We start from the raw sequence: 19,708 nt of genomic DNA on the forward strand, positions 1-19,708 counted from the left end.
GTGTCACTGATCGCTTCCGACCAATTCCGCATCGTTGTCGGCCTCGGCAAGAGCGGCATGTCCCTGGTTCGCTTCCTGGCGAGCCAGGGCATCGCCTTTGCGGTCGCCGACACCCGCGAGCAACCGCCGGAACTGGACACCCTGCGCCGTGACTACCCGCAGGTGGAAGTACGCTGTGGTGAGCTGGACGTCGACTTCCTGTGCCGCGCCAGCACCTTGTATGTCAGCCCCGGCCTGGCCCTGTCCACGCCAGCGCTGCAGCAGGCCGCTGCGCGCGGCGTGACGCTGTCCGGCGACATCGAGTTGTTCGCTCGTCAGGCCAAGGCGCCGATCGTGGCGATCAGCGGCTCCAACGCCAAGAGCACCGTCACCACCCTGGTCGGCGAGATGGCGGCCAAGGCCGGTAAGCGCGTGGCCGTCGGCGGTAACCTCGGCACGCCAGCACTGGATCTGCTCGACGACAGCGTCGAGCTGTACGTGCTGGAACTGTCGAGCTTCCAGTTGGAGACCACCGATCAGCTCAACGCTGAAGTGGCCACCGTGCTCAACATCAGCGAAGACCATATGGACCGCTACAGCGGTCTGCCGGCCTATCACCTGGCCAAGCACCGCATTTTCCGAGGTGCTCGCCAGGTGGTGGTGAACCGTCAGGACGCCTTGAGCCGGCCGCTGCCGGTCGAAGGGCGTCCCTGCTGGACATTCGGTCTCAACGCGCCGGACTTCAAGGCTTTCGGCCTGCGAGAAGCGGATGGTGAGAAGTACCTGGCGTTCGAATTTCAATCGTTGATGCCTGTGCGTGAGCTGAAGATCCGCGGTGCGCACAACCAGAGCAACGCCCTGGCGGCGTTGGCCCTGGGTCATGCAGCCGGGTTGCCGTTCGAGCCGATGATCGAGGCGCTGCGCGAATTCACCGGGCTGGCTCATCGCTGCCAATGGGTGCGCGAGCGCAACGGTGTGAACTGGTACGACGATTCCAAGGCCACCAATGTCGGTGCCGCGCTGGCGGCCATTGAAGGCCTGGGCGCAGACATCGAAGGCAAGCTGGTCCTGATCGCCGGCGGTGACGGCAAGGGTGCTGATTTCGCCGCCCTGCGCGAGCCGACCGGCCGGCATTGCCGCGCCGTGGTGCTGCTGGGTCGTGATGCCCAACGCCTGAGCGAGACGCTTGAAGGCGCGGTGCCGCTGGTGCGAGTCGCCAGCCTGGAGGAGGCCGTGCAGCGCTGCGCTGAACTCGCCGAGCCGGGCGATGCGGTGCTGCTGTCGCCCGCGTGCGCGAGCCTGGACATGTTCAGGAATTTCGAAGAACGCGGGCGTCTGTTCGCCCAGGCAGCGGAGGGGCTGGCATGATTCTCGGCATCATCAAGCCGTATCCGTCGCCGCTGATCAGCGGGCGTGGCATCGACCTGGACTTCCCGCTGCTGGCCGGCTGCCTGGCGCTGCTGGGCCTGGGCCTGGTGATGATCACCTCGGCGTCGTCGGAAGTGGCTGCGGTGCAGTCGGGCAACCCGCTGTACCACATGATTCGCCACCTGGTGTATGTCGCCTTGGGCCTTGGCGCCTGCGGCGTGACGATGATGGTGCCGATCGCCACCTGGCAGCGCATGGGCTTCATGATGCTGATCGGCGCTTTCGGCCTGCTGGTGCTGGTGCTGGTGCCCGGCATTGGCCGTGAAGTGAACGGCTCGATGCGCTGGATCGGTTTCAGCTTCTTCAACGTACAGCCATCGGAAATCGCCAAGGTGTTCGTGGTGATCTACCTGGCTGGTTACCTGGTACGCCGGCAGACCGAAGTGCGCGAGAGCTGGATGGGCTTCTTCAAGCCGTTCATCGTGCTGCTGCCGATGGCCGGCCTGCTGCTGATGGAGCCGGACTTTGGCGCCACGGTGGTGATGATGGGCGCTGCGGCCGCGATGCTGTTCTTAGGTGGGGTGGGGTTGTTCCGCTTCTCGCTGATGGTGGTACTGGCGGTGGTGGCGGTGTTCGTCCTGGTGCAGGCCCAGCCTTACCGGATGGCGCGTCTGATCACCTTCACCGACCCCTGGTCCGATCAGTTCGGTTCCGGTTACCAGCTCACCCAGGCGCTGATTGCTTTCGGTCGCGGCGAGTGGCTGGGCGTGGGCCTCGGCAACAGCGTGCAGAAACAGTTCTACCTGCCCGAAGCGCACACCGACTTCGTGTTCTCGGTACTGGCCGAGGAACTGGGTGTGGTCGGCTCGCTGTGCACCGTGGCGCTGTTCGTGTTCGTCACCATCCGCGCCCTCTACATCGGTCTGTGGGCAGAAAAGGCCAAACAATTCTTCGCTGCCTACATGGCATTCGGCCTGGCGTTCCTGTGGATTGGTCAGTTCCTCATCAACATCGGTGTAAACGTCGGTCTGCTGCCCACCAAAGGCCTGACCCTGCCGTTCCTCAGTTACGGAGGCAGTTCGCTGGTCATCTGCTGCGCCTGCGTAGGGCTGCTGCTGCGCATCGAATGGGAGAGCCGAACGCACCTGGGCAGCGAAGAGCACGAGTTCAAGGAAAGCGATTTTGCCGAGGAGACCAGTCATGGGCGCTGACGGCAAGAACGTCTTGATCATGGCCGGTGGCACTGGCGGGCACGTGTTCCCGGCGCTGGCCTGCGCGCGTGAATTCCAGACCCGTGGCTACAGCGTGCATTGGCTGGGTACCCCTCGCGGTATCGAGAACGAGCTGGTGCCGCAGGCTGGCCTGCCGCTGCACCTGATCCAGGTCAGCGGTTTGCGCGGCAAGGGCAAGCTGTCCCTGCTCAAGGCGCCGTTTACCTTGGTCAAGGCCGTGCTACAGGCACGGCGCATCATCCGCGAACTGCAGCCAGTATGCGTGCTCGGTTTCGGTGGCTATGTCACAGGCCCCGGCGGCGTCGCCGCGCGGTTGTGCGGTGTACCGCTGGTGATCCACGAGCAGAACGCCCGCGCTGGCACCGCCAACCGCCTGCTTGTGCCGTTGGCTGCGCGGGTCTGCGAAGCCTTCCCCGACACGTTCGAGGCCAGCGAGAAACGCCGCACCACCGGTAATCCGGTACGCCGCGAACTGTTCCTGGAGTCGCCACGCCTGTCCCTGGCCGAGCGCCGCGCACGGCTGCTGGTGCTCGGCGGTAGCCTGGGTGCGGAACCATTGAACAAATTGCTGCCTAAGGCCCTGTCCGAAGTGTCCGTCGACCTTCGTCCCGAGGTGTTCCACCAGGCCGGCAAGCAACACGCCGAGGTCACCGCCGAGCGTTATCGCGAGGCCGGGATCGAAGCCCAGGTGGAGCCCTTCATCAAGGACATGGCCCACGCCTACGGCTGGGCAGACATGGTGGTGTGTCGGGCCGGAGCCCTGACCGTCAGCGAACTCGCGGCGGCGGGCCTGCCTTCGATGCTGGTGCCTTTGCCCCACGCCATCGACGACCACCAGACCCACAACGCCCAATACCTGGCTCGGGAAGGCGCCGCCTTCCTGCTGCCACAAGCGACAACTGGCGCAGCGCAGCTCGCTGAACGCCTGAACGAGGTGCTGATGCAACCCGAGAAACTCGACACCATGGCCGGCACCGCTCGCCGCCTGGCCAAACCTGCCGCAACCAGCACCGTAGTCGACATCTGTCTGGAGGTGGCCCATGGTTGAAAGCCAGAAAGCCATGCCGCAACCCAAGATGGGCCGCATCCGCCGTATCCACTTCGTCGGTATCGGCGGCGTGGGCATGTGCGGGATCGCCGAAGTACTGCTGAACCTGGGCTACGAAGTATCCGGCTCGGACCTCAAGGCCTCGCCGGTCACCCAGCGCCTGGAGTCTTTCGGCGCCGAGATCTTCGTGGGTCACCGCGCCGAAAACGCGGCCACCGCCGACGTACTGGTGGTGTCCAGTGCCATCAATCCGGCCAACCCGGAGGTCGCCACTGCCCTGGAACGTCGTATTCCGGTAGTGCCACGCGCCGAGATGCTCGCTGAACTGATGCGCTATCGTCACGGCATCGCCGTGGCTGGCACCCATGGCAAGACCACGACCACCAGCCTGCTGGCGTCGGTGTTCGCAGCCGGTGGCCTGGACCCCACGTTCGTCATCGGGGGCGCCTGACCGCCGCCGGCACCAATGCGCAACTGGGCACCAGCCGCTACCTGATCGCCGAGGCCGATGAAAGCGATGCCAGCTTCCTGCACCTGCAACCGATGGTTGCGGTGGTCACCAACATCGACGCCGACCATATGGCGACCTACGAAGGCGACTTCAACAAGCTGAAGAAGACCTTCGTCGAGTTCCTGCACAACCTGCCGTTCTATGGTCTGGCCGTGATGTGCCTGGACGATCCGGTGGTGCGTGAAATCCTGCCCCAGGTCAAACGTCCGACCGTCACCTATGGCTTCAGCGACGAGGCCGACATTCGCGCCATCAACGTTCGCCAGCAGGGCATGCAGACCCACTTCACCGTGCTGCGCCGCGACCGCGAGCCGTTGGAGGTGTCGGTGAACATGCCCGGCAACCACAACGTGCTCAATGCGCTGGCCACCATCGCCATCGCCACCGACGAGGGCATCAGCGACGAGGCCATCGTCCAGGGCTTGTCGGGTTTCCAGGGCGTTGGGCGACGCTTCCAGGTATACGGCGAACTGCCGGTCGAAGGTGGCAGCGTGATGCTGGTCGACGACTATGGTCATCACCCGACCGAAGTGGCGGCCGTGATCAAGGCCGTGCGTGGTGGCTGGCCGAGCCGGCGCCTGGTGATCGTCTACCAGCCGCACCGCTACAGCCGGACCCGCGATTTGTACGACGATTTCGTACAGGTGCTGGGCGATGCCAACGTGCTGCTGTTGATGGAGGTGTACCCGGCCGGTGAAGAGCCGATTCCGGGCGCCGACAGCCGTCAGCTGTGCCACAGCATCCGCCAGCGCGGCAAGCTCGACCCGATCTACATCGAGCGCGGCGCTGAACTGGCGCCACTGGTCAAGCCGCTGCTGCGCGCCGGTGACATCCTGATCTGCCAGGGCGCCGGCGATGTCGGCGGCCTGGCGCCACAACTGATGAAAAGCCCGTTGTTCGCTGGCGCCGTCGCCCAGCAGGAGAAATCGCTGTGAGTACCGCGTACGACAAACTGCACTCCACCCTCGACATCCAGGCCTTCGGCCGGGTGGCCGTGCTCTACGGGGGCAAAAGCGCCGAGCGCGAGGTGTCGCTGAAATCCGGCGCTGCGGTGATCGAGGCGCTGACGGCAGCGGGGGTGGACGTGGTGGCCATCGATGTCGGCGACGACCTGCTCGAGCGCTTGCAGCACGAGCGGATCGACCGCGCGTTCATCATTCTGCATGGCCGTGGCGGCGAAGACGGCAGCATGCAGGGCCTGCTGGAGTGCCTGGGCATTCCTTATACCGGTAGCGGCATCCTGGCTTCGGCACTGGCCATGGACAAACTGCGCACCAAGCAGGTGTGGCAGAGCCTGGGCATTCCAACCCCGCGTCACGCCGTGCTCAGCACTGAAAACGACTGTGTCGAGGCAGGCAAGGAACTGGGCTTCCCGCTGATCGTCAAACCTGCCCATGAAGGTTCGAGCATCGGCATGGCCAAGGTGAACAACGTCGAGGAACTGGTCGCTGCCTGGCAGGACGCCGCTCGCTACGATTCCCAAGTGTTGGTGGAGCAGTGGATCCACGGTCCGGAGTTCACCATCGCGGTGCTGCGCGGCCAAGTGCTGCCACCGATCGCCTTGGGTACCCCGCACGTGTTCTACGACTACGACGCCAAGTACGTCGCCAACGACACTCAGTACCGCATTCCGTGCGGGCTGGACCGCCACAAGGAACAGGAACTGATCGACCTGACCGCGCGCGCCTGCGATGCCATCGGCATCGAGGGCTGGGGCCGTCTGGACGTGATGCAGGACGAGCAGGGCCGGTTCTGGCTGCTCGAAGTCAACACCGCACCGGGCATGACCGATCATAGCCTGGTGCCCATGGCGGCCCGCGCGGCCGGACTGGACTTCCAGCAACTGGTGCTGGCGATCCTGGCCGACAGCGTAGCGACGCGAGGTTAATCACCATGCAAGGCGCAATGATACGTCAGCAGCAACCCGTGACCGGCCGTAGCAAGCCGGTGCCGCGCGGTGCCAGCCGACTGGTGGCCGACGAGCCCGTATCGGCGCGCCTGCCTCGGCCGAACTTCGGCGGGCTCAAGCGCCTGCTGTGGCCGGTGCTGCTGGTGGCGGCCGGTTTCGGCGCCTATGAGGGGCGATCAGGCTGATGCCCTATGCCGACCGGCCGATCACCAAGATCGCCGTGCAGGGCGACCTCAGCTACATCAGCCAGCAGGCGGTGCAGCAGCGTATTGCGCCTTACGTGGCGGCGAGCTTCTTCAGCGTCGACCTGCCGGCGATGCGCACCGAGCTCGAGCAGATGCCGTGGATCGCCCACGCCGAAGTGCGTCGGGTCTGGCCCAACGAGGTGGTGATTCGCCTCGAGGAACAACTGCCTGTCGCGCGCTGGGGCGACGAGGCCTTGCTCAACAACCAGGGCCAGGCCTTCACCCCGCGCGAGCTGGCCAACTATGAGCACCTGCCGCAGTTGTTCGGCCCGCAGCGCGCTCAGCAACAAGTCATGCAGCAGTATCAGGTACTGAGCCAGATGCTGCGTCCCCTGGGGTTCTCCATCGCTCGCCTGGAGCTGCGCGAGCGAGGCAGCTGGTTCCTGACCACGGGTGCGGGTAGCACCGGTCCAGGCATCGAGCTGCTGCTGGGACGCGATCATCTGGTGGAGAAGATGCGCCGGTTCATTGCCATTTACGACAAGACACTCAAAGAGCAGATCGCCAACATCGCCCGCGTCGATCTGCGGTACGCCAACGGATTAGCCGTTGGCTGGCGGGAACCGATTGCACCGACGACGGCCCAACCCGCCGTTGCGAAGAATTAGAGAGAGGCAGGACCATGGCAAACGCGCATAGCGGCAAAATGATCGTCGGGCTGGACATCGGCACCTCCAAGGTCGTCGCCCTGGTGGGCGAAGTGGCGGCGGACGGCACCCTGGAGATCGTCGGGATCGGTACTCATCCGTCCCGCGGCCTGAAGAAAGGTGTGGTGGTGAACATCGAATCGACCGTGCAGTCGATCCAGCGCGCGGTGGAAGAGGCGCAGTTGATGGCGGGCTGCCGTATCCACTCGGCTTTCGTCGGCGTGGCCGGCAATCATATCCGCAGCCTGAACTCCCACGGTATCGTCGCGATCCGCGACCGCGAGGTCAGCGCCGCCGACCTGGAGCGCGTACTCGACGCCGCCCAGGCCGTGGCCATTCCTGCCGACCAGCGCGTGCTGCACACCCTGCCGCAAGACTACGTGATCGATAACCAGGAAGGCGTGCGTGAGCCCCTGGGCATGTCCGGCGTTCGCCTGGAGGCCAAGGTCCACGTGGTCACCTGCGCGGTCAACGCAGCGCAGAACATCGAGAAGTGTGTGCGCCGCTGTGGCCTGGAAATCGACGACATCATCCTCGAGCAACTGGCCTCGGCCTACTCGGTGCTGACCGACGACGAGAAGGAACTGGGCGTGTGCCTGGTGGACATCGGCGGCGGCACCACCGACATCGCCATCTTCACCGAAGGCGCGATTCGTCACACCGCCGTGATTCCGATTGCAGGCGACCAAGTTACCAACGACATCGCCATGGCCCTGCGCACACCGACGCAGTACGCCGAGGAAATCAAGATCCGCTACGCCTGTGCCCTGGCCAAGCTGGCGGGTGCCGGCGAAACCATCAAGGTGCCGAGCGTCGGCGATCGTCCGCCGCGCGAACTGTCGCGCCAGGCCCTGGCCGAGGTGGTCGAGCCGCGTTACGACGAGCTGTTCACCCTGATCCAGGCCGAGCTGCGCCGCAGTGGCTACGAAGACCTGGTGCCGGCCGGCATCGTCCTCACCGGCGGTACCGCGAAGATGGAAGGCGCGGTGGAGCTGGCCGAAGAAATTTTCCACATGCCGGTACGCCTTGGCGTGCCGCACAGCGTTCGGGGGCTGAGCGATGTGGTGCGCAACCCGATCTATTCAACCGGCGTGGGACTGCTCACCTACGGCCTGCACAAGCAGACCGAGGACCTGCCCCTGACCGGCAACAGCAGCAGCAACAGCTATGGCGATGAACCGAAGGCCCCGGTGCTTGAGCGCTTCAAGCGCTGGGTCCAAGGCAATTTCTAAGTTTCAAAGCAGTAGTGGTAGGCGCTAAAAAACTAGAGAACTGTAAGGAGAGGGAAAATGTTCGAGCTCGTAGACAACGTCCCGCAAAGCCCGGTCATCAAAGTGATCGGCGTCGGTGGTGGTGGTGGCAACGCCGTCAACCACATGGTCAAAAGCAACATTGAAGGTGTGGAGTTCATCTGCGCCAACACCGATGCACAGGCGCTGAAGAGCATCGGTGCACGCACCATCCTGCAACTGGGTACCGGCGTCACCAAGGGCCTGGGCGCAGGTGCCAATCCGGAAGTCGGTCGTCAGGCCGCGCTGGAAGACCGTGAGCGCATCGCCGAAGTGCTGCAGGGCACCAACATGGTGTTCATCACCACCGGCATGGGCGGCGGTACCGGTACCGGTGCAGCGCCGATCATCGCCGAAGTGGCGAAGGAAATGGGCATTCTCACCGTCGCAGTGGTGACCCGTCCGTTCCCGTTCGAAGGTCGCAAGCGCATGCAGATCGCCGACGAAGGCATTCGCATGCTGGCTGAAAGCGTCGACTCGTTGATCACCATTCCCAACGAGAAGCTGCTGACCATCCTGGGCAAGGACGCCAGCTTGCTGTCGGCGTTCGCCAAGGCGGACGATGTGCTCGCCGGTGCCGTGCGCGGTATCTCCGACATCATCAAGCGTCCCGGCATGATCAACGTCGACTTTGCCGACGTGCGCACCGTGATGGGCGAAATGGGTATGGCCATGATGGGTACCGGCTGCGCCAGCGGTCCGAACCGTGCCCGCGAGGCCACCGAAGCGGCGATCCGCAACCCGCTGCTCGAAGACGTCAACCTGCAGGGCGCTCGCGGCATCCTGGTGAACATCACCGCAGGTCCTGACCTGTCGCTGGGTGAGTACTCGGATGTGGGTAGCATCATCGAAGCCTTCGCCTCCGACCACGCAATGGTCAAGGTCGGTACCGTGATCGATCCGGACATGCGCGACGAGCTGCACGTCACCGTGGTCGCTACTGGCCTGGGTGCGCGTATCGAGAAGCCGGTCAAAGTGGTGGACAACACCCTGCAGACCGCGCAACAGGTGTACGAAGCGTCCAATCCGGCACCCGTGCGTCCAGAACAGCCATCGGTCAATTACCGTGAGCTGGAGCGTCCGACCGTGATGCGCAACCAGGCTCACGCCGGTGCTGCCGCTGCGGCCAAACTCAACCCACAGGACGATCTGGATTACCTGGACATCCCGGCCTTCCTGCGTCGCCAGGCCGATTGATGGAATTTATCAGGGCTATGAGGGTGATTGGTGTTCAGCAAAGGCCGGGTCTGCTATCATTCCCAGCCTTTGTTGATACCAATTCGCAATTAGCGCTAAAGCGGCCAATGCCATGATCAAACAACGCACCCTGAAGAATACCATTCGTGCCACAGGTGTCGGCCTGCACTCCGGAGAGAAGGTCTACCTGACTCTGAAGCCGGCACCGGTGGATAGCGGCATCGTCTTCCGCCGTGCCGACCTTGACCCTGTGGTCGAGATCCCGGCACGTGCGGCCAACGTCGGCGAGACCACCATGTCGACGACGCTGGTCAACGGTGACATCAAGGTCGATACGGTCGAGCACCTGCTCTCCGCCATGGCGGGCCTGGGCATCGATAACGCCTACGTCGAGCTCTCCGCCTCGGAAGTGCCGATCATGGATGGCAGCGCCGGACCCTTCGTATTCCTGATTCAATCCGCCGGCCTGGAAGAACAGGACGCCGCCAAGAAGTTCATCCGTATCCTGCGTGAAGTGACCGTGGAGGAGGGCGACAAGCGCGCCACCTTCATGCCCTTCGACGGATTCAAGGTGAGCTTCGAGATCGACTTCGACCATCCGGTCCTGCGCAACCGGACCCAGAGCGCCAGCGTCGACTTCTCCAGCACGTCTTTCGTCAAGGAAGTCAGCCGCGCACGCACCTTCGGCTTCATGCGCGACATCGAGTACCTGCGCCAGCATAATTTGGCGCTCGGTGGCAGCGTCGAGAACGCCATCGTGGTCGACGAGACCGGTGTGCTCAACGAGGACGGCCTTCGTTACGAAGACGAATTCGTCAAGCACAAGATCCTCGACGCCATCGGCGATCTCTACCTGCTGGGCAACAGCCTGATCGGCGAGTTCAAGGGCTACAAGTCCGGACACGCGCTGAACAACCAACTGTTGCGCAAGCTGATCGCCGAAACCGATGCCTGGGAAGTGGTCACCTTCGAAGATGCCAGCACGGCACCGATCTCCTACATGCGCCCTGTTGCGGCCGTGTAAGTTCGAACACTCTCTAGTTCATTGAGGCCACCTTCGGGTGGCCTTTTTCATTGTGCGATCAGCTGTTGTCTGGTGCATGGGCGGCCAGACGCTCGAGCGCTGCGCGCAGTTTCGGGTCTTCGATGGCTTCGGCGGTTTCGCGCAGGCTCTGCGCGGCGTGGCGCGATAACTCACTGGCGTGTATCTGTCGTTTCGGCGCTGCCACCGGCGGCTGTACCTGGAAGCGAATGCGCTGCAGGTTGCCGAAGGCGTCCATGCCGCGCAGGGCCGTCAGCAGCCGTTTGTGTTGATAGCGCAGGCGGGTCGCCCAGTGCCCGTCAGTGACCACCAGCAGCAGGCAACCATCGCGCCACGAGGCGACATGGCAATGCTCGCGGGCGGCCGGCTGCAGTTGGCTTTCCAGCAGGCGCTGCAGATGCTCCAGGCGCTCGGCCTGGTTGAGCAGCAGACGCAGTGGCCTGGCCTGGCGCAGCAGGGTGGCGGGGGCTGGGCAGAAGGCGGTTTATAGGCCATCGGGGTACGCACGAGGTTACAAGATCGGCAGTCTAACAGATGGCATCGCCGACGTTGTGCGGCATGCCTCAGCGCGCCGATGCGCGGGGCAGGTGCGGCAATCGCAGCTTTCATGATCTGGCGCCTTGAACTTGGAAAAAATATCCCTATGTTAGGTAAGCCCCGCTAAAAGCGCTGTGCCAGCATCGTGGAAATCCACCACTTTCCTCACCATCGTTTCCGGGTAGAATGCTCGTTCGCATGCGGCCCAAGGGCTGCACGGGCGACTCTCGGGGCCGCCCTCCATCCCTAAGTGTGGAAGAACCAGCCGATATGTTTGCGCCTTTGTTGAAAAAACTTTTTGGAAGCAAGAACGAGCGTGAGATCAAGCGCATGCTCAAGACGGTGAGTGCCGTCAATGCCTTCGAAGAGAAGATGGTGGCCCTCTCCGACGAACAACTGCGCGGCAAGACCGCAGAGTTCAAAGAGCGCCTGGCCAAAGGCGAAACCCTCGACCAACTGCTGCCCGAAGCCTTCGCCGTGGCCCGTGAGGCCGGTAAGCGCGTCATGGGCATGCGCCACTTCGACGTCCAGTTGATCGGCGGCATGACCCTGCACGAGGGCATGATCGCCGAGATGCGTACCGGTGAGGGCAAGACCCTCGTCGGCACCCTGGCGGTGTACCTCAACGCGCTGTCCGGCAAAGGCGTGCACGTGGTCACGGTCAACGACTACCTCGCCCGTCGCGACGCCAACTGGATGCGTCCGCTGTACGAGTTCCTCGGCCTGACCATCGGCATCGTCTCGGCCTTCCAGCCGCCGGAAGAAAAGCGCGCCGCCTACGCGGCCGACATCACCTACGGTACCAACAACGAGTTTGGCTTCGACTACCTGCGCGACAATATGGCCTTCAGCCAGGACGAGAAGTTCCAGCGTGAGCTGAACTTCGCGGTCATCGACGAAGTGGACTCGATCCTCATCGACGAAGCGCGTACCCCGCTGATCATTTCCGGGCAGGCCGAAGACAGCTCCAAGCTGTACACCGAGATCAACCGCCTGATCCCGCGCCTGAAGCAGCACATCGAGGAGGTCGAAGGCCAGGTGACCCAGGAAGGTCACTTCACCATCGACGAGAAGAGCCGCCAGGTCGAGCTCAACGAAGCCGGTCACCAGTTCATCGAGGAAATGCTCACCCAGGTCGGCCTGCTGGCCGAGGGCGAGAGCCTGTACTCGGCGCACAACCTGGGCCTGCTGACCCACGTCTACGCCGGTCTGCGTGCCCACAAGCTGTTCCACCGCAACGTCGAGTACATCGTCCAGGACGGTCAGATCCTGCTGATCGATGAACACACCGGCCGGACCATGCCGGGTCGCCGCCTGTCCGAAGGCCTGCACCAGGCCATCGAGGCGAAGGAAAACCTGAACATCCAGGCCGAGAGCCAGACCCTGGCTTCGACCACCTTCCAGAACTACTTCCGTCTGTACACCAAGCTGTCCGGCATGACCGGTACCGCCGACACCGAAGCGTTCGAGTTCGCCCAGATCTACAGCCTCAACGTGATGGTCATTCCGCCGAACAAGCCGTTGGCGCGCAAGGACTTCAACGACCTGGTGTACCTGACCGCCGAGGAGAAATACGCGGCGATCATCACCGACATCAAGGAGAGCATGGCCAAGGGCCGTCCCGTGCTGGTCGGTACTGCGACCATCGAGACCTCCGAGCACATGTCCAACCTGCTGCACAAGGAAGGCATCGAGCACAAGGTACTGAACGCCAAGTACCACGAGAAGGAAGCCGAGATCATCGCCCAGGCCGGTGCGCCGGGTGCGCTGACCATCGCCACCAACATGGCCGGTCGCGGTACCGACATTCTGCTGGGCGGTAACTGGGAGGCCGAAGTCGCCGCCCTGGACAACCCCACCGAAGAGCAGATCGCCCACATCAAGACCGACTGGCAGAAGCGTCACCAGCAAGTGCTGGAAGCCGGTGGCCTGCACGTGATCGCTTCCGAGCGCCACGAGTCGCGCCGAATCGACAACCAGTTGCGCGGCCGTGCTGGTCGTCAGGGCGACGCCGGTTCCAGCCGTTTCTACCTGTCGCTGGAAGACAGCCTGATGCGTATCTTCGCCTCCGATCGGGTGAAGAACTTCATGAAGGCCCTGGGCATGCAGTCCGGCGAAGCCATTGAGCATCGCATGGTCACCAACGCCATCGAGAAGGCGCAGCGCAAGGTCGAAGGCCGTAACTTCGACATCCGCAAGCAACTGCTCGAATACGACGACGTGGCCAACGAGCAGCGCAAGGTCATCTACCACATGCGTAACAGCCTGCTGGCCGCCGAGAACATCGGCGACACCATCGGCGAGTTCCGCAAGGAAGTGCTGGACGCTACCATCAGCCAGCACATTCCGCCGCAATCGCTGCCTGAGCAATGGGATGTCGCCGGTCTGGAAGCGTCGCTGTCCAGTGACTTCGCCATGAAGCTGCCGATCCAGCAGTGGCTCGACGAGGACGACCACCTCTACGAGGAAACCCTGCGCGAGAAGCTGCTGAACGAAATCACCACCGCCTACACCGAGAAGGAAGACCAGGCCGGGATCGATGCCCTGCGCACCTTCGAGAAGCAGATCCTGCTGCGCGTGGTGGATGACCTGTGGAAAGACCACCTGTCGACAATGGACCACCTGCGTCACGGTATCCACCTGCGCGGCTACGCCCAGAAGAACCCGAAGCAGGAGTACAAGCGCGAGTCGTTCACTCTGTTCCAGGAGCTGCTGGAGTCGATCAAGCGCGACACCATCCGTGTGCTGTCCCACGTTCAGGTGCGCCGCGAAGATCCGGTCGAGGAAGAGGCCCGTCTGCGCCGCGAAGCCGAGGAACTGGCCAGCCGCATGCAATTCCAGCATGCGTCTGCGCCAGGCCTGGAAAGCGAGCCGTTGAGCGAAGAGGGCGCTGAGGTGGCCGTGGCTGCCATGCCGGTTCGCAACGAGCAGAAGCTGGGTCGCAACGAACCGTGCTGGTGTGGCTCGGGCAAGAAGTTCAAGCATTGCCACGGCCAGATCGAGTGATCTGATCCTCTCGCGGTGACGTCACATCCGGGGCCGCTTTCGCGCCCCATCGCGGCACAAGGCCGCTTCTACAGGTATTTCAAATCACTGTAGGAGCGGCCTTGTGCCGCGATGGGGCGCAAAGCGGCCCTGCTTTTCGCAATCCATTCATTTCCAAGGAGCGTTCCAATGGCTGTCGGTCTCGGTCCCCTGCCTACCCTGCACCCGGTTCCCGGTTTCGAACTCGGCATCGCCTCGGCGGGCATCAAGCGCCCCGGACGCAAGGATGTGGTGGTCATGCGCTGCGCCGAAGGCTCCAGCGTGGCCGGCGTGTTCACCCTCAATGCCTTCTGCGCGGCGCCGGTGATCCTCTCCAAGCAACGTGTCCACGGTCCTGTGCGCTACCTGCTGACCAACACCGGCAACGCCAACGCCGGTACCGGCGCGCCGGGGCTGGCCGCTGCCGAGCGCACCTGCGCCAAGCTCGCTGAGCTGGCGGGCGTGCCTGCCGAAGCGGTGCTGCCATTCTCGACCGGCGTGATCGGCGAGCCGCTGCCGGTCGAGAAGATCGAGGGCGCCTTGCAGGCGGCGCTGGACGATCTGTCGGAAAACAACTGGGCTGAAGCCGCCACCGGCATCATGACCACCGACACCTTGCCCAAGGGGGCCAGCCGCCAGTTCCAGCATGACGGCGTGACCGTCACCGTCACCGGGATCAGCAAAGGCGCGGGCATGATCCGTCCGAACATGGCCACCATGCTCGGCTACATCGCCACCGACGCCAAGGTCGCTCCGGCCGTACTCAAGGACCTGATGCTCGACGGCGCCAACAAGTCGTTCAACCGCATCACCATCGATGGCGATACCTCGACCAACGACTGCTGCATGCTGATCGCCACTGGTCAGGCCGACCTGCCGGAGGTCACCCAGGCCAGCGGCGCGCTGTTCGAGGCGCTGAAGCAGGCGGTGTTCGAGGTGTGCATGGAGGTGGCGCAGGCCATCGTGCGCGACGGCGAAGGGGCGACCAAGTTCGTCACCGTGCAGGTCAACGGCGGCGGTAATCACCAGGAGTGCCTGGACGTCGGTTATGCCGTGGCCCACTCGCCGCTGATCAAGACCGCCCTGTTCGCCTCCGATCCGAACTGGGGCCGTATTCTCGCGGCCGTCGGCCGCGCGGGTGTACCGGAGTTGGACGTGAGCTTGATCGATGTCTACCTGGGAGACGTGTGCATCGCCAGCCAGGGTGGTCGCAGCCCGAGCTACACCGAAGAGCAGGGCTCGGCGGTGATGGCTCAGGAAGAGATCACCATCCGTATCGAGCTGGGCCGGGGCCAGTGCAGCGAGACGATCTGGACCACTGACCTGTCCCACGAGTACGTGAAGATCAACGCCGAGTACCGTACCTGATACACCCGGGGCCGCAGGGCGGCCCCATCTCTTCCGATCGATGGAGCCGACCCCATGAACTATCACCTGATCATCGGCGACAAGCTGTATTCCTCCTGGTCCCTGCGCGGTGCGCTGGCTCTGGAACTGGCCGGCGTGCCTTATGAGGAAACGCTCGTCAAACTTAACCAGGCCGATACCTCCACGCGTCTTCTGGCCCATTCGGCCACGGGTAAAGTACCCGTACTCAAGACCGAACACGGCACCATCGCCGACTCCCTGGCCATCGCCGAGTACCTCAACGAACAGCATCCCCAGGCGCAGTTGTGGCCGGCGGACGTGGCCGCGCGCGCTCAGGCCCGCTCGGCCTGTGCGCAGATGCACAGTGGCTTCTTCGCCTTGCGCGGTGCTATGCCGTTCGACCTGTCGCGCAATCAGGCGTTGGACAGTGTGCCGCTCGACGTGCAGACCGACATCGACCGCATGGTCGCGCTGTGGTCCGAGTGCCGCCTGGTGGCCAAGGACAGCGGTCCCTTCCTGTTCGGTCGTGCAAGCCTGGCCGATGCCTTCTTCGCCCCGGTGGCCGTGCGTTTGCGCACCTATCGCGTGGCCGTGCCGGCGGAGGCTGCGGCCTACATCGAGACGATCTACAACTGGCCGGCCTTCCAGGCCTGGCAGCAAGCCGGTCTGGCGGAGCGTGCCGGATGAAGCGGGTGCATGTCGCGGCAGCCGTGATTCGCGGCGAGGATGGCCGCATCCTGATCGCCCGGCGTGCTGACTCCCAGCATCAGGGCGGCTTGTGGGAGTTTCCCGGTGGCAAGGTCGAATCGGGTGAAGACGTCGAGACGGCGCTGGCCCGCGAGCTGCGCGAGGAGCTGGGCATCGAAGTCGGCGCTTCGCGTCCGCTGATCCAGGTCAGTCACGATTATCCGGACAAGCACGTGCTGCTGGATGTGCGTGAGGTCACCGCGTTCCGCGGCCAGCCCCACGGTGCCGAGGGCCAGCCGCTGGCCTGGGTGTCGCCGCGCGAGTTGCCGCAGTACAGCTTCCCCGAGGCCAACACACCGATCGTCGCTGCAGCGCGGTTGCCCGACCGGTATCTGATCACCCCGGACGGCCTGGAAACACCGCAACTGCTGCGAGGTATCCAGAAAGCGGTGGCTGACGGCATCCGCTTGATCCAACTGCGTGCCCCGGACATGTACGACCCGCAGTACCGCGATGTGGCGGTAGATGCGGTAGGACTGTGCGCGGGCAAGGCGCAGTTGATGCTCAAGGGGCCGTTGGAGTGGCTGGGCGACTTTCCTTCCGCCGGTTGGCACCTGACTGCGGCGCAGTTGCGCAAGTACGCCGCCAAAGGCCGTCCGTTTCCCACCGACCGTTGGCTGGCGGCCTCGTGCCATGGCGCCGAGGAGCTGGAGCTGGCCCGGCAGATGGGGTGGACTTCGTCACCCTGTCGCCCGTGCAGCCGACGCAAACGCACCCCGACGCGACGCCAATCGGTTGGGGCGAAGCGCAGCGGTTGATCGCTGGGTTCGAGCATCCGGTGTTTCTGTTGGGTGGCGTCGGTCCTGAGGACCGAGCGCGTGCCTGGCAGGTGGGCGGGCAGGGCGTTGCAGGCATTCGGGCGTTCTGGCCTGAGGTCTGACGAGTTTGGCTCTGGTGCAGCAGGGCAGGGCCGCGCTGCGGCCCACGTTCTGCCGCCGTCCGCCTATCCCTGCGGTTTCTCCGCCGCCTGCCACAGCACCTCAGCAATACCCTGGCGTCTTCCGATAATCCTTGCCGCCACGAACAGCAGATCGGACAGCCGATTGATGTACGCCAACCCCACCCCTTCCAACGGCTCCAGGGCGTTGAGCTGCTGACACCGCCGCTCGGCGCTACGGGCCTGCGCCCGGCACACGTGGGCCTGGGCCACCAAGGCCGAGCCGCTGGGCAGGATGAAGTTCTTCAACGGTCCCAGTTCGTCGTTCCAACGGTCGATGGCCGCTTCAAGTCGGCCCACCTCCGCCTGGTTCAACGCCTGGTAACTGGGCATCGCCAGTTCGCCACCGAGGTCGAACAGCCGGTGCTGGCAAGGTTCGAGCACCTCGCTCAGTTCGACCAATCCGTGTTCAGCCAGTCCCGCCAGCAGCAGGCCCAACTGGCTGTTGAGCATGTCCACCTCGCCCATGGCCTCGATGCGCGGGTGGTCCTTGGGCACGCGGCGGCCATCGCCCAGGCCGGTTTCGCCCTGGTCACCGGTGCGGGTGTAGATCTTCGACAGGCGATAGCCCATGTCATGCCTCCGTCTGCTGCGAGCGGTGCGCGCCCGCTTGACTGAGGGGCAGGCGCAGGGTGAAACAGGTGCCCTGGCCCGGGGTGGAGTGCACCTCCATCTGCCCCTTGTGGTTGTTGGTGATGATGAAGTACGACACCGACAGCCCCAGGCCCGTACCCTGGCCGATCTCCTTGGTGGTGAAGAACGGCTCGAAAGTGCGCTTGCGCACCGACTCGGGCATGCCCACGCCGTTGTCTTCCACCTGGATCTCGGCCCACGGGGGATTGAGCCGTGTGCGCAACACGATGCGCCCTGGCTCGCTGGGCGCCGGGCGCTGGTGAATGGCCTGGGCGGCGTTCTTCAGCAGGTTGAGCAGCACCTGCTCCAGTTCGTTCGCCGTGCACGGTACTGGCCCCAACTCGGGATCGAACTGGCGGACGATGGCCTGGCCCTTGAAGTCGAAGCCGCCGGTCAGGTCGAAGTCGTTGCCGGCAATTTCCAGCGCTTGGTCGATCAGGGCGGGCAGGTCGCAGGGCGCCAGTTGTCGATCGCTGCGGCGGCTGAAACTGAGCATGTGGGTGACGATCTTCGCTGCGCGCGCGCCTGCCTGACGAATACCTTCGAGCAGTTGCGGCACCTCGCGGCTGTCCAGGTAGCGGTTGACGGTAGCCAGTTCGATGCCCAACTCCTCGGCCTGCTGCTGATTGCGCGGCAACTCCGGCGACAATCGCCGGCGGATGTTCTGCACGTTGTGCAGTATCGCGCCAAGCGGGTTGTTAATCTCGTGCGCCATGCCCGCCGCCAGACCGCCCACCGAGAGCATCTTTTCCGATTGCACCATCATTTCCTCCAGCGACAGGCGCTGGGTGATGTCGTCGATTCGGATCACCACGCCGCGTCCGCCGCCGCCGGTTAGGGATAGAAGGTCAGGGCGTAGTGGCGCGGCTCGTCGTCCTTGGGCCAGGTGACCCGGTCGATCTTGGCCACCCGGTGCTTCTGCACGGTGTCCTTGAGTTGCGGCAGGAACGGCTTGAGTGGCTCGAAGGCGATGAAGATCGGCTGGTTCAGCGCCTGGTGCAGCGGCGTGCCGGAGAGCGCCGTGGCCTCCTGGTTCCACTGGGTGACGTAGAGCTGTTCGTCGAGGGCGATAAGCGCCGAAGGCATGGAGTCGATGATGCTGTTGAGGTAGTTCTGAAAGCCGGTGAGCTTCTTCTCGATCTTGCTGCGCACCTGCACTTCCAGCTCCAGCTTGCGGTTGGTGTGGCGGGTTTCCTCAGCCAGGCCCTGGGCTTGGTCATAGGCCGACTGGAACTCGTCGCGGGCACGCTTAAGCTGGTCTTCGCGCGCCTCGATGCGCGACAGCATGGTATTGAAGGCTGCGGCCAGGCTGCCGATCTCGTCGTCGTTGCCGCGCTGGGCGCGCAGGGCGTAGCTCTCTTCGCGGGTGACCTGGCGCGACAACTCTTCCAGGCGGTTGATCGGCTGGGTGATCAAGCGTTTGATCTGCCGGGCGATGACCAGCCACAGCAGCACGCTGAACACCAGGATCGCCAGGCTCGCCGACAGGGTGCCGGTGTAGAAGGCCATCGGCAGCTCGCTGCTGGCCACCAGCAGCAGGTGCGCGGGCGGGTTGCCGGGGCGCGGCAGGGCGATCAACTGGGTATTGCGAAATTCGGTCAGGCGCCAGCCGTCGATGTTGCGGTAGCGCTTGGGCATGCTCAGCGGTTGACCATGATGGAGCTGGGCAAGCAGCTTGCCATCGCTGCCGTAGACGACCGCGGCGCGCAGTGGCGTGTAGCTGTTCAACTCCTTGAGCAGCGCGTGGGCGTCCTCCGCGGATTCGCTGGCCTGCGCCGAAAGCTGGGGATTGGCCACCAGGCGGCCAATGGTCTGCAGGGCTTGCGGGCCCATGCTGTCCTGGGTGATCCAGTAGGCGGCGCTGATGAAGGCCAGGTTGGCTACGAGCAGAATGGTCACCAAAAGCACCAGCAGCGCGGCCAGCAGTTTCTGCCCGACCGGGAGGTTTTCCAGGCGTTGGCGCAAGGTCATGGCAAGGTCCGTGTGGAAGGGTGG

11 protein-coding genes and 5 pseudogenes are annotated in these 19,708 nt (G+C 64.2%); 13 read left to right on the forward strand and 3 right to left on the reverse strand.

Annotation, left to right across the window (positions count from 1 at the left end):
* From murD to lpxC, 9 genes and pseudogenes are all read left to right on the forward strand, one after another.
* The gene (gene murD / locus GKC70_RS05175) at nt 1-1,347 is read left to right on the forward strand and encodes a UDP-N-acetylmuramoyl-L-alanine--D-glutamate ligase (protein WP_342650642.1); all 1,347 of its coding nucleotides are present in this window, start codon (nt 1-3) and stop codon (nt 1,345-1,347) included.
* A complete protein-coding gene (gene ftsW / locus GKC70_RS05180) occupies nt 1,347-2,558 on the forward strand; it encodes a putative lipid II flippase FtsW (RefSeq protein ID WP_342651471.1) in 1,212 nt (403 codons plus the stop codon). The genes murD and ftsW overlap by 1 nt, the downstream gene beginning before the upstream one ends.
* Nucleotides 2,548-3,627 carry an undecaprenyldiphospho-muramoylpentapeptide beta-N-acetylglucosaminyltransferase gene (murG, locus tag GKC70_RS05185; protein WP_342650643.1) on the forward strand — a complete coding sequence of 360 codons (1,080 nt, stop codon included), beginning with the start codon at nt 2,548-2,550 and terminating at the stop codon, nt 3,625-3,627. The genes ftsW and murG overlap by 11 nt, the downstream gene beginning before the upstream one ends.
* Nucleotides 3,620-5,073 (forward strand): annotated as a pseudogene (gene murC / locus GKC70_RS05190) (UDP-N-acetylmuramate--L-alanine ligase). The gene murG and the pseudogene murC overlap by 8 nt, the downstream one beginning before the upstream one ends.
* Nucleotides 5,070-6,026, forward strand: coding sequence for a D-alanine--D-alanine ligase (locus GKC70_RS05195; protein ID WP_342650644.1), 957 nt, complete (start codon nt 5,070-5,072; stop codon nt 6,024-6,026). The pseudogene murC and the gene GKC70_RS05195 overlap by 4 nt, the downstream one beginning before the upstream one ends.
* Nucleotides 6,027-6,031: 5 nt before the next feature.
* Nucleotides 6,032-6,900 (forward strand): annotated as a pseudogene (locus GKC70_RS05200) (cell division protein FtsQ/DivIB).
* 14 nt (nt 6,901-6,914) lie between these two features.
* The gene (ftsA, locus tag GKC70_RS05205; RefSeq protein ID WP_342650645.1) at nt 6,915-8,171 is read left to right on the forward strand and encodes a cell division protein FtsA; all 1,257 of its coding nucleotides are present in this window, start codon (nt 6,915-6,917) and stop codon (nt 8,169-8,171) included.
* A 57-nt stretch (nt 8,172-8,228) separates the two neighbouring features.
* The gene (ftsZ, locus tag GKC70_RS05210) at nt 8,229-9,425 is read left to right on the forward strand and encodes a cell division protein FtsZ (RefSeq protein ID WP_029612151.1); all 1,197 of its coding nucleotides are present in this window, start codon (nt 8,229-8,231) and stop codon (nt 9,423-9,425) included.
* Between the two features lie 112 nt (nt 9,426-9,537).
* Nucleotides 9,538-10,449, forward strand: coding sequence for a UDP-3-O-acyl-N-acetylglucosamine deacetylase (gene lpxC, locus GKC70_RS05215; RefSeq protein WP_029612152.1), 912 nt, complete (start codon nt 9,538-9,540; stop codon nt 10,447-10,449).
* Nucleotides 10,450-10,507: 58 nt separating this feature from the next.
* Here the strand turns inward: lpxC and GKC70_RS05220 are convergent.
* Nucleotides 10,508-10,962, reverse strand: a pseudogene (locus tag GKC70_RS05220) (DciA family protein).
* A 312-nt stretch (nt 10,963-11,274) separates the two neighbouring features.
* Between GKC70_RS05220 and secA the strand changes: the two are divergent.
* From secA to GKC70_RS05240, 4 genes and pseudogenes are all read left to right on the forward strand, one after another.
* Nucleotides 11,275-14,010 (forward strand): preprotein translocase subunit SecA, encoded by a 2,736-nt coding sequence (gene secA / locus GKC70_RS05225; RefSeq protein ID WP_342650646.1) that lies wholly within the window; start codon nt 11,275-11,277, stop codon nt 14,008-14,010.
* A 168-nt stretch (nt 14,011-14,178) separates the two neighbouring features.
* Nucleotides 14,179-15,396 (forward strand): bifunctional glutamate N-acetyltransferase/amino-acid acetyltransferase ArgJ, encoded by a 1,218-nt coding sequence (gene argJ, locus GKC70_RS05230; protein WP_342650647.1) that lies wholly within the window; start codon nt 14,179-14,181, stop codon nt 15,394-15,396.
* Nucleotides 15,397-15,450: 54 nt separating this feature from the next.
* Entirely contained in the window at nt 15,451-16,083 is a 633-nt protein-coding gene (locus GKC70_RS05235) for a glutathione S-transferase family protein (RefSeq protein ID WP_342650648.1), read from the forward strand.
* Nucleotides 16,080-17,023, forward strand: a pseudogene (locus GKC70_RS05240) (Nudix family hydrolase). The gene GKC70_RS05235 and the pseudogene GKC70_RS05240 overlap by 4 nt, the downstream one beginning before the upstream one ends.
* Nucleotides 17,024-17,086: 63 nt before the next feature.
* On the opposite strand, the gene GKC70_RS05245 reads toward GKC70_RS05240, so the two are convergent.
* Both GKC70_RS05245 and GKC70_RS05250 read right to left on the reverse strand, forming a co-directional pair.
* Nucleotides 17,087-17,653, reverse strand: coding sequence for a cob(I)yrinic acid a,c-diamide adenosyltransferase (locus GKC70_RS05245; protein WP_342650649.1), 567 nt, complete (start codon nt 17,651-17,653; stop codon nt 17,087-17,089).
* Nucleotide 17,654: 1 nt separating this feature from the next.
* A pseudogene (locus GKC70_RS05250) lies at nt 17,655-19,684 on the reverse strand (ATP-binding protein).
* Nucleotides 19,685-19,708 lie beyond the last annotated feature (24 nt).

It is taken from the genome of Pseudomonas sp. REB1044, assembly GCF_038813925.1.
GTDB lineage: Bacteria > Pseudomonadota > Gammaproteobacteria > Pseudomonadales > Pseudomonadaceae > Aquipseudomonas > Aquipseudomonas boreofloridensis.

Excerpts from the sequence above, each read along its gene's own strand:
- murG (WP_342650643.1), top strand. The coding sequence starts at position 2,548 with ATGGGCGCTGACGGCAAGAACGTCTTGATCATGGCCGGTGGCACTGGC.
- ftsA (WP_342650645.1), top strand. The coding sequence starts at position 6,915 with ATGGCAAACGCGCATAGCGGCAAAATGATCGTCGGGCTGGACATCGGC.
- ftsZ (WP_029612151.1), top strand. The coding sequence starts at position 8,229 with ATGTTCGAGCTCGTAGACAACGTCCCGCAAAGCCCGGTCATCAAAGTG.
- lpxC (WP_029612152.1), top strand. The coding sequence starts at position 9,538 with ATGATCAAACAACGCACCCTGAAGAATACCATTCGTGCCACAGGTGTC.
- secA (WP_342650646.1), top strand. The coding sequence starts at position 11,275 with ATGTTTGCGCCTTTGTTGAAAAAACTTTTTGGAAGCAAGAACGAGCGT.
- argJ (WP_342650647.1), top strand. The coding sequence starts at position 14,179 with ATGGCTGTCGGTCTCGGTCCCCTGCCTACCCTGCACCCGGTTCCCGGT.
- GKC70_RS05235 (WP_342650648.1), top strand. The coding sequence starts at position 15,451 with ATGAACTATCACCTGATCATCGGCGACAAGCTGTATTCCTCCTGGTCC.
- GKC70_RS05245 (WP_342650649.1), bottom strand. The coding sequence starts at position 17,653 with ATGGGCTATCGCCTGTCGAAGATCTACACCCGCACCGGTGACCAGGGC.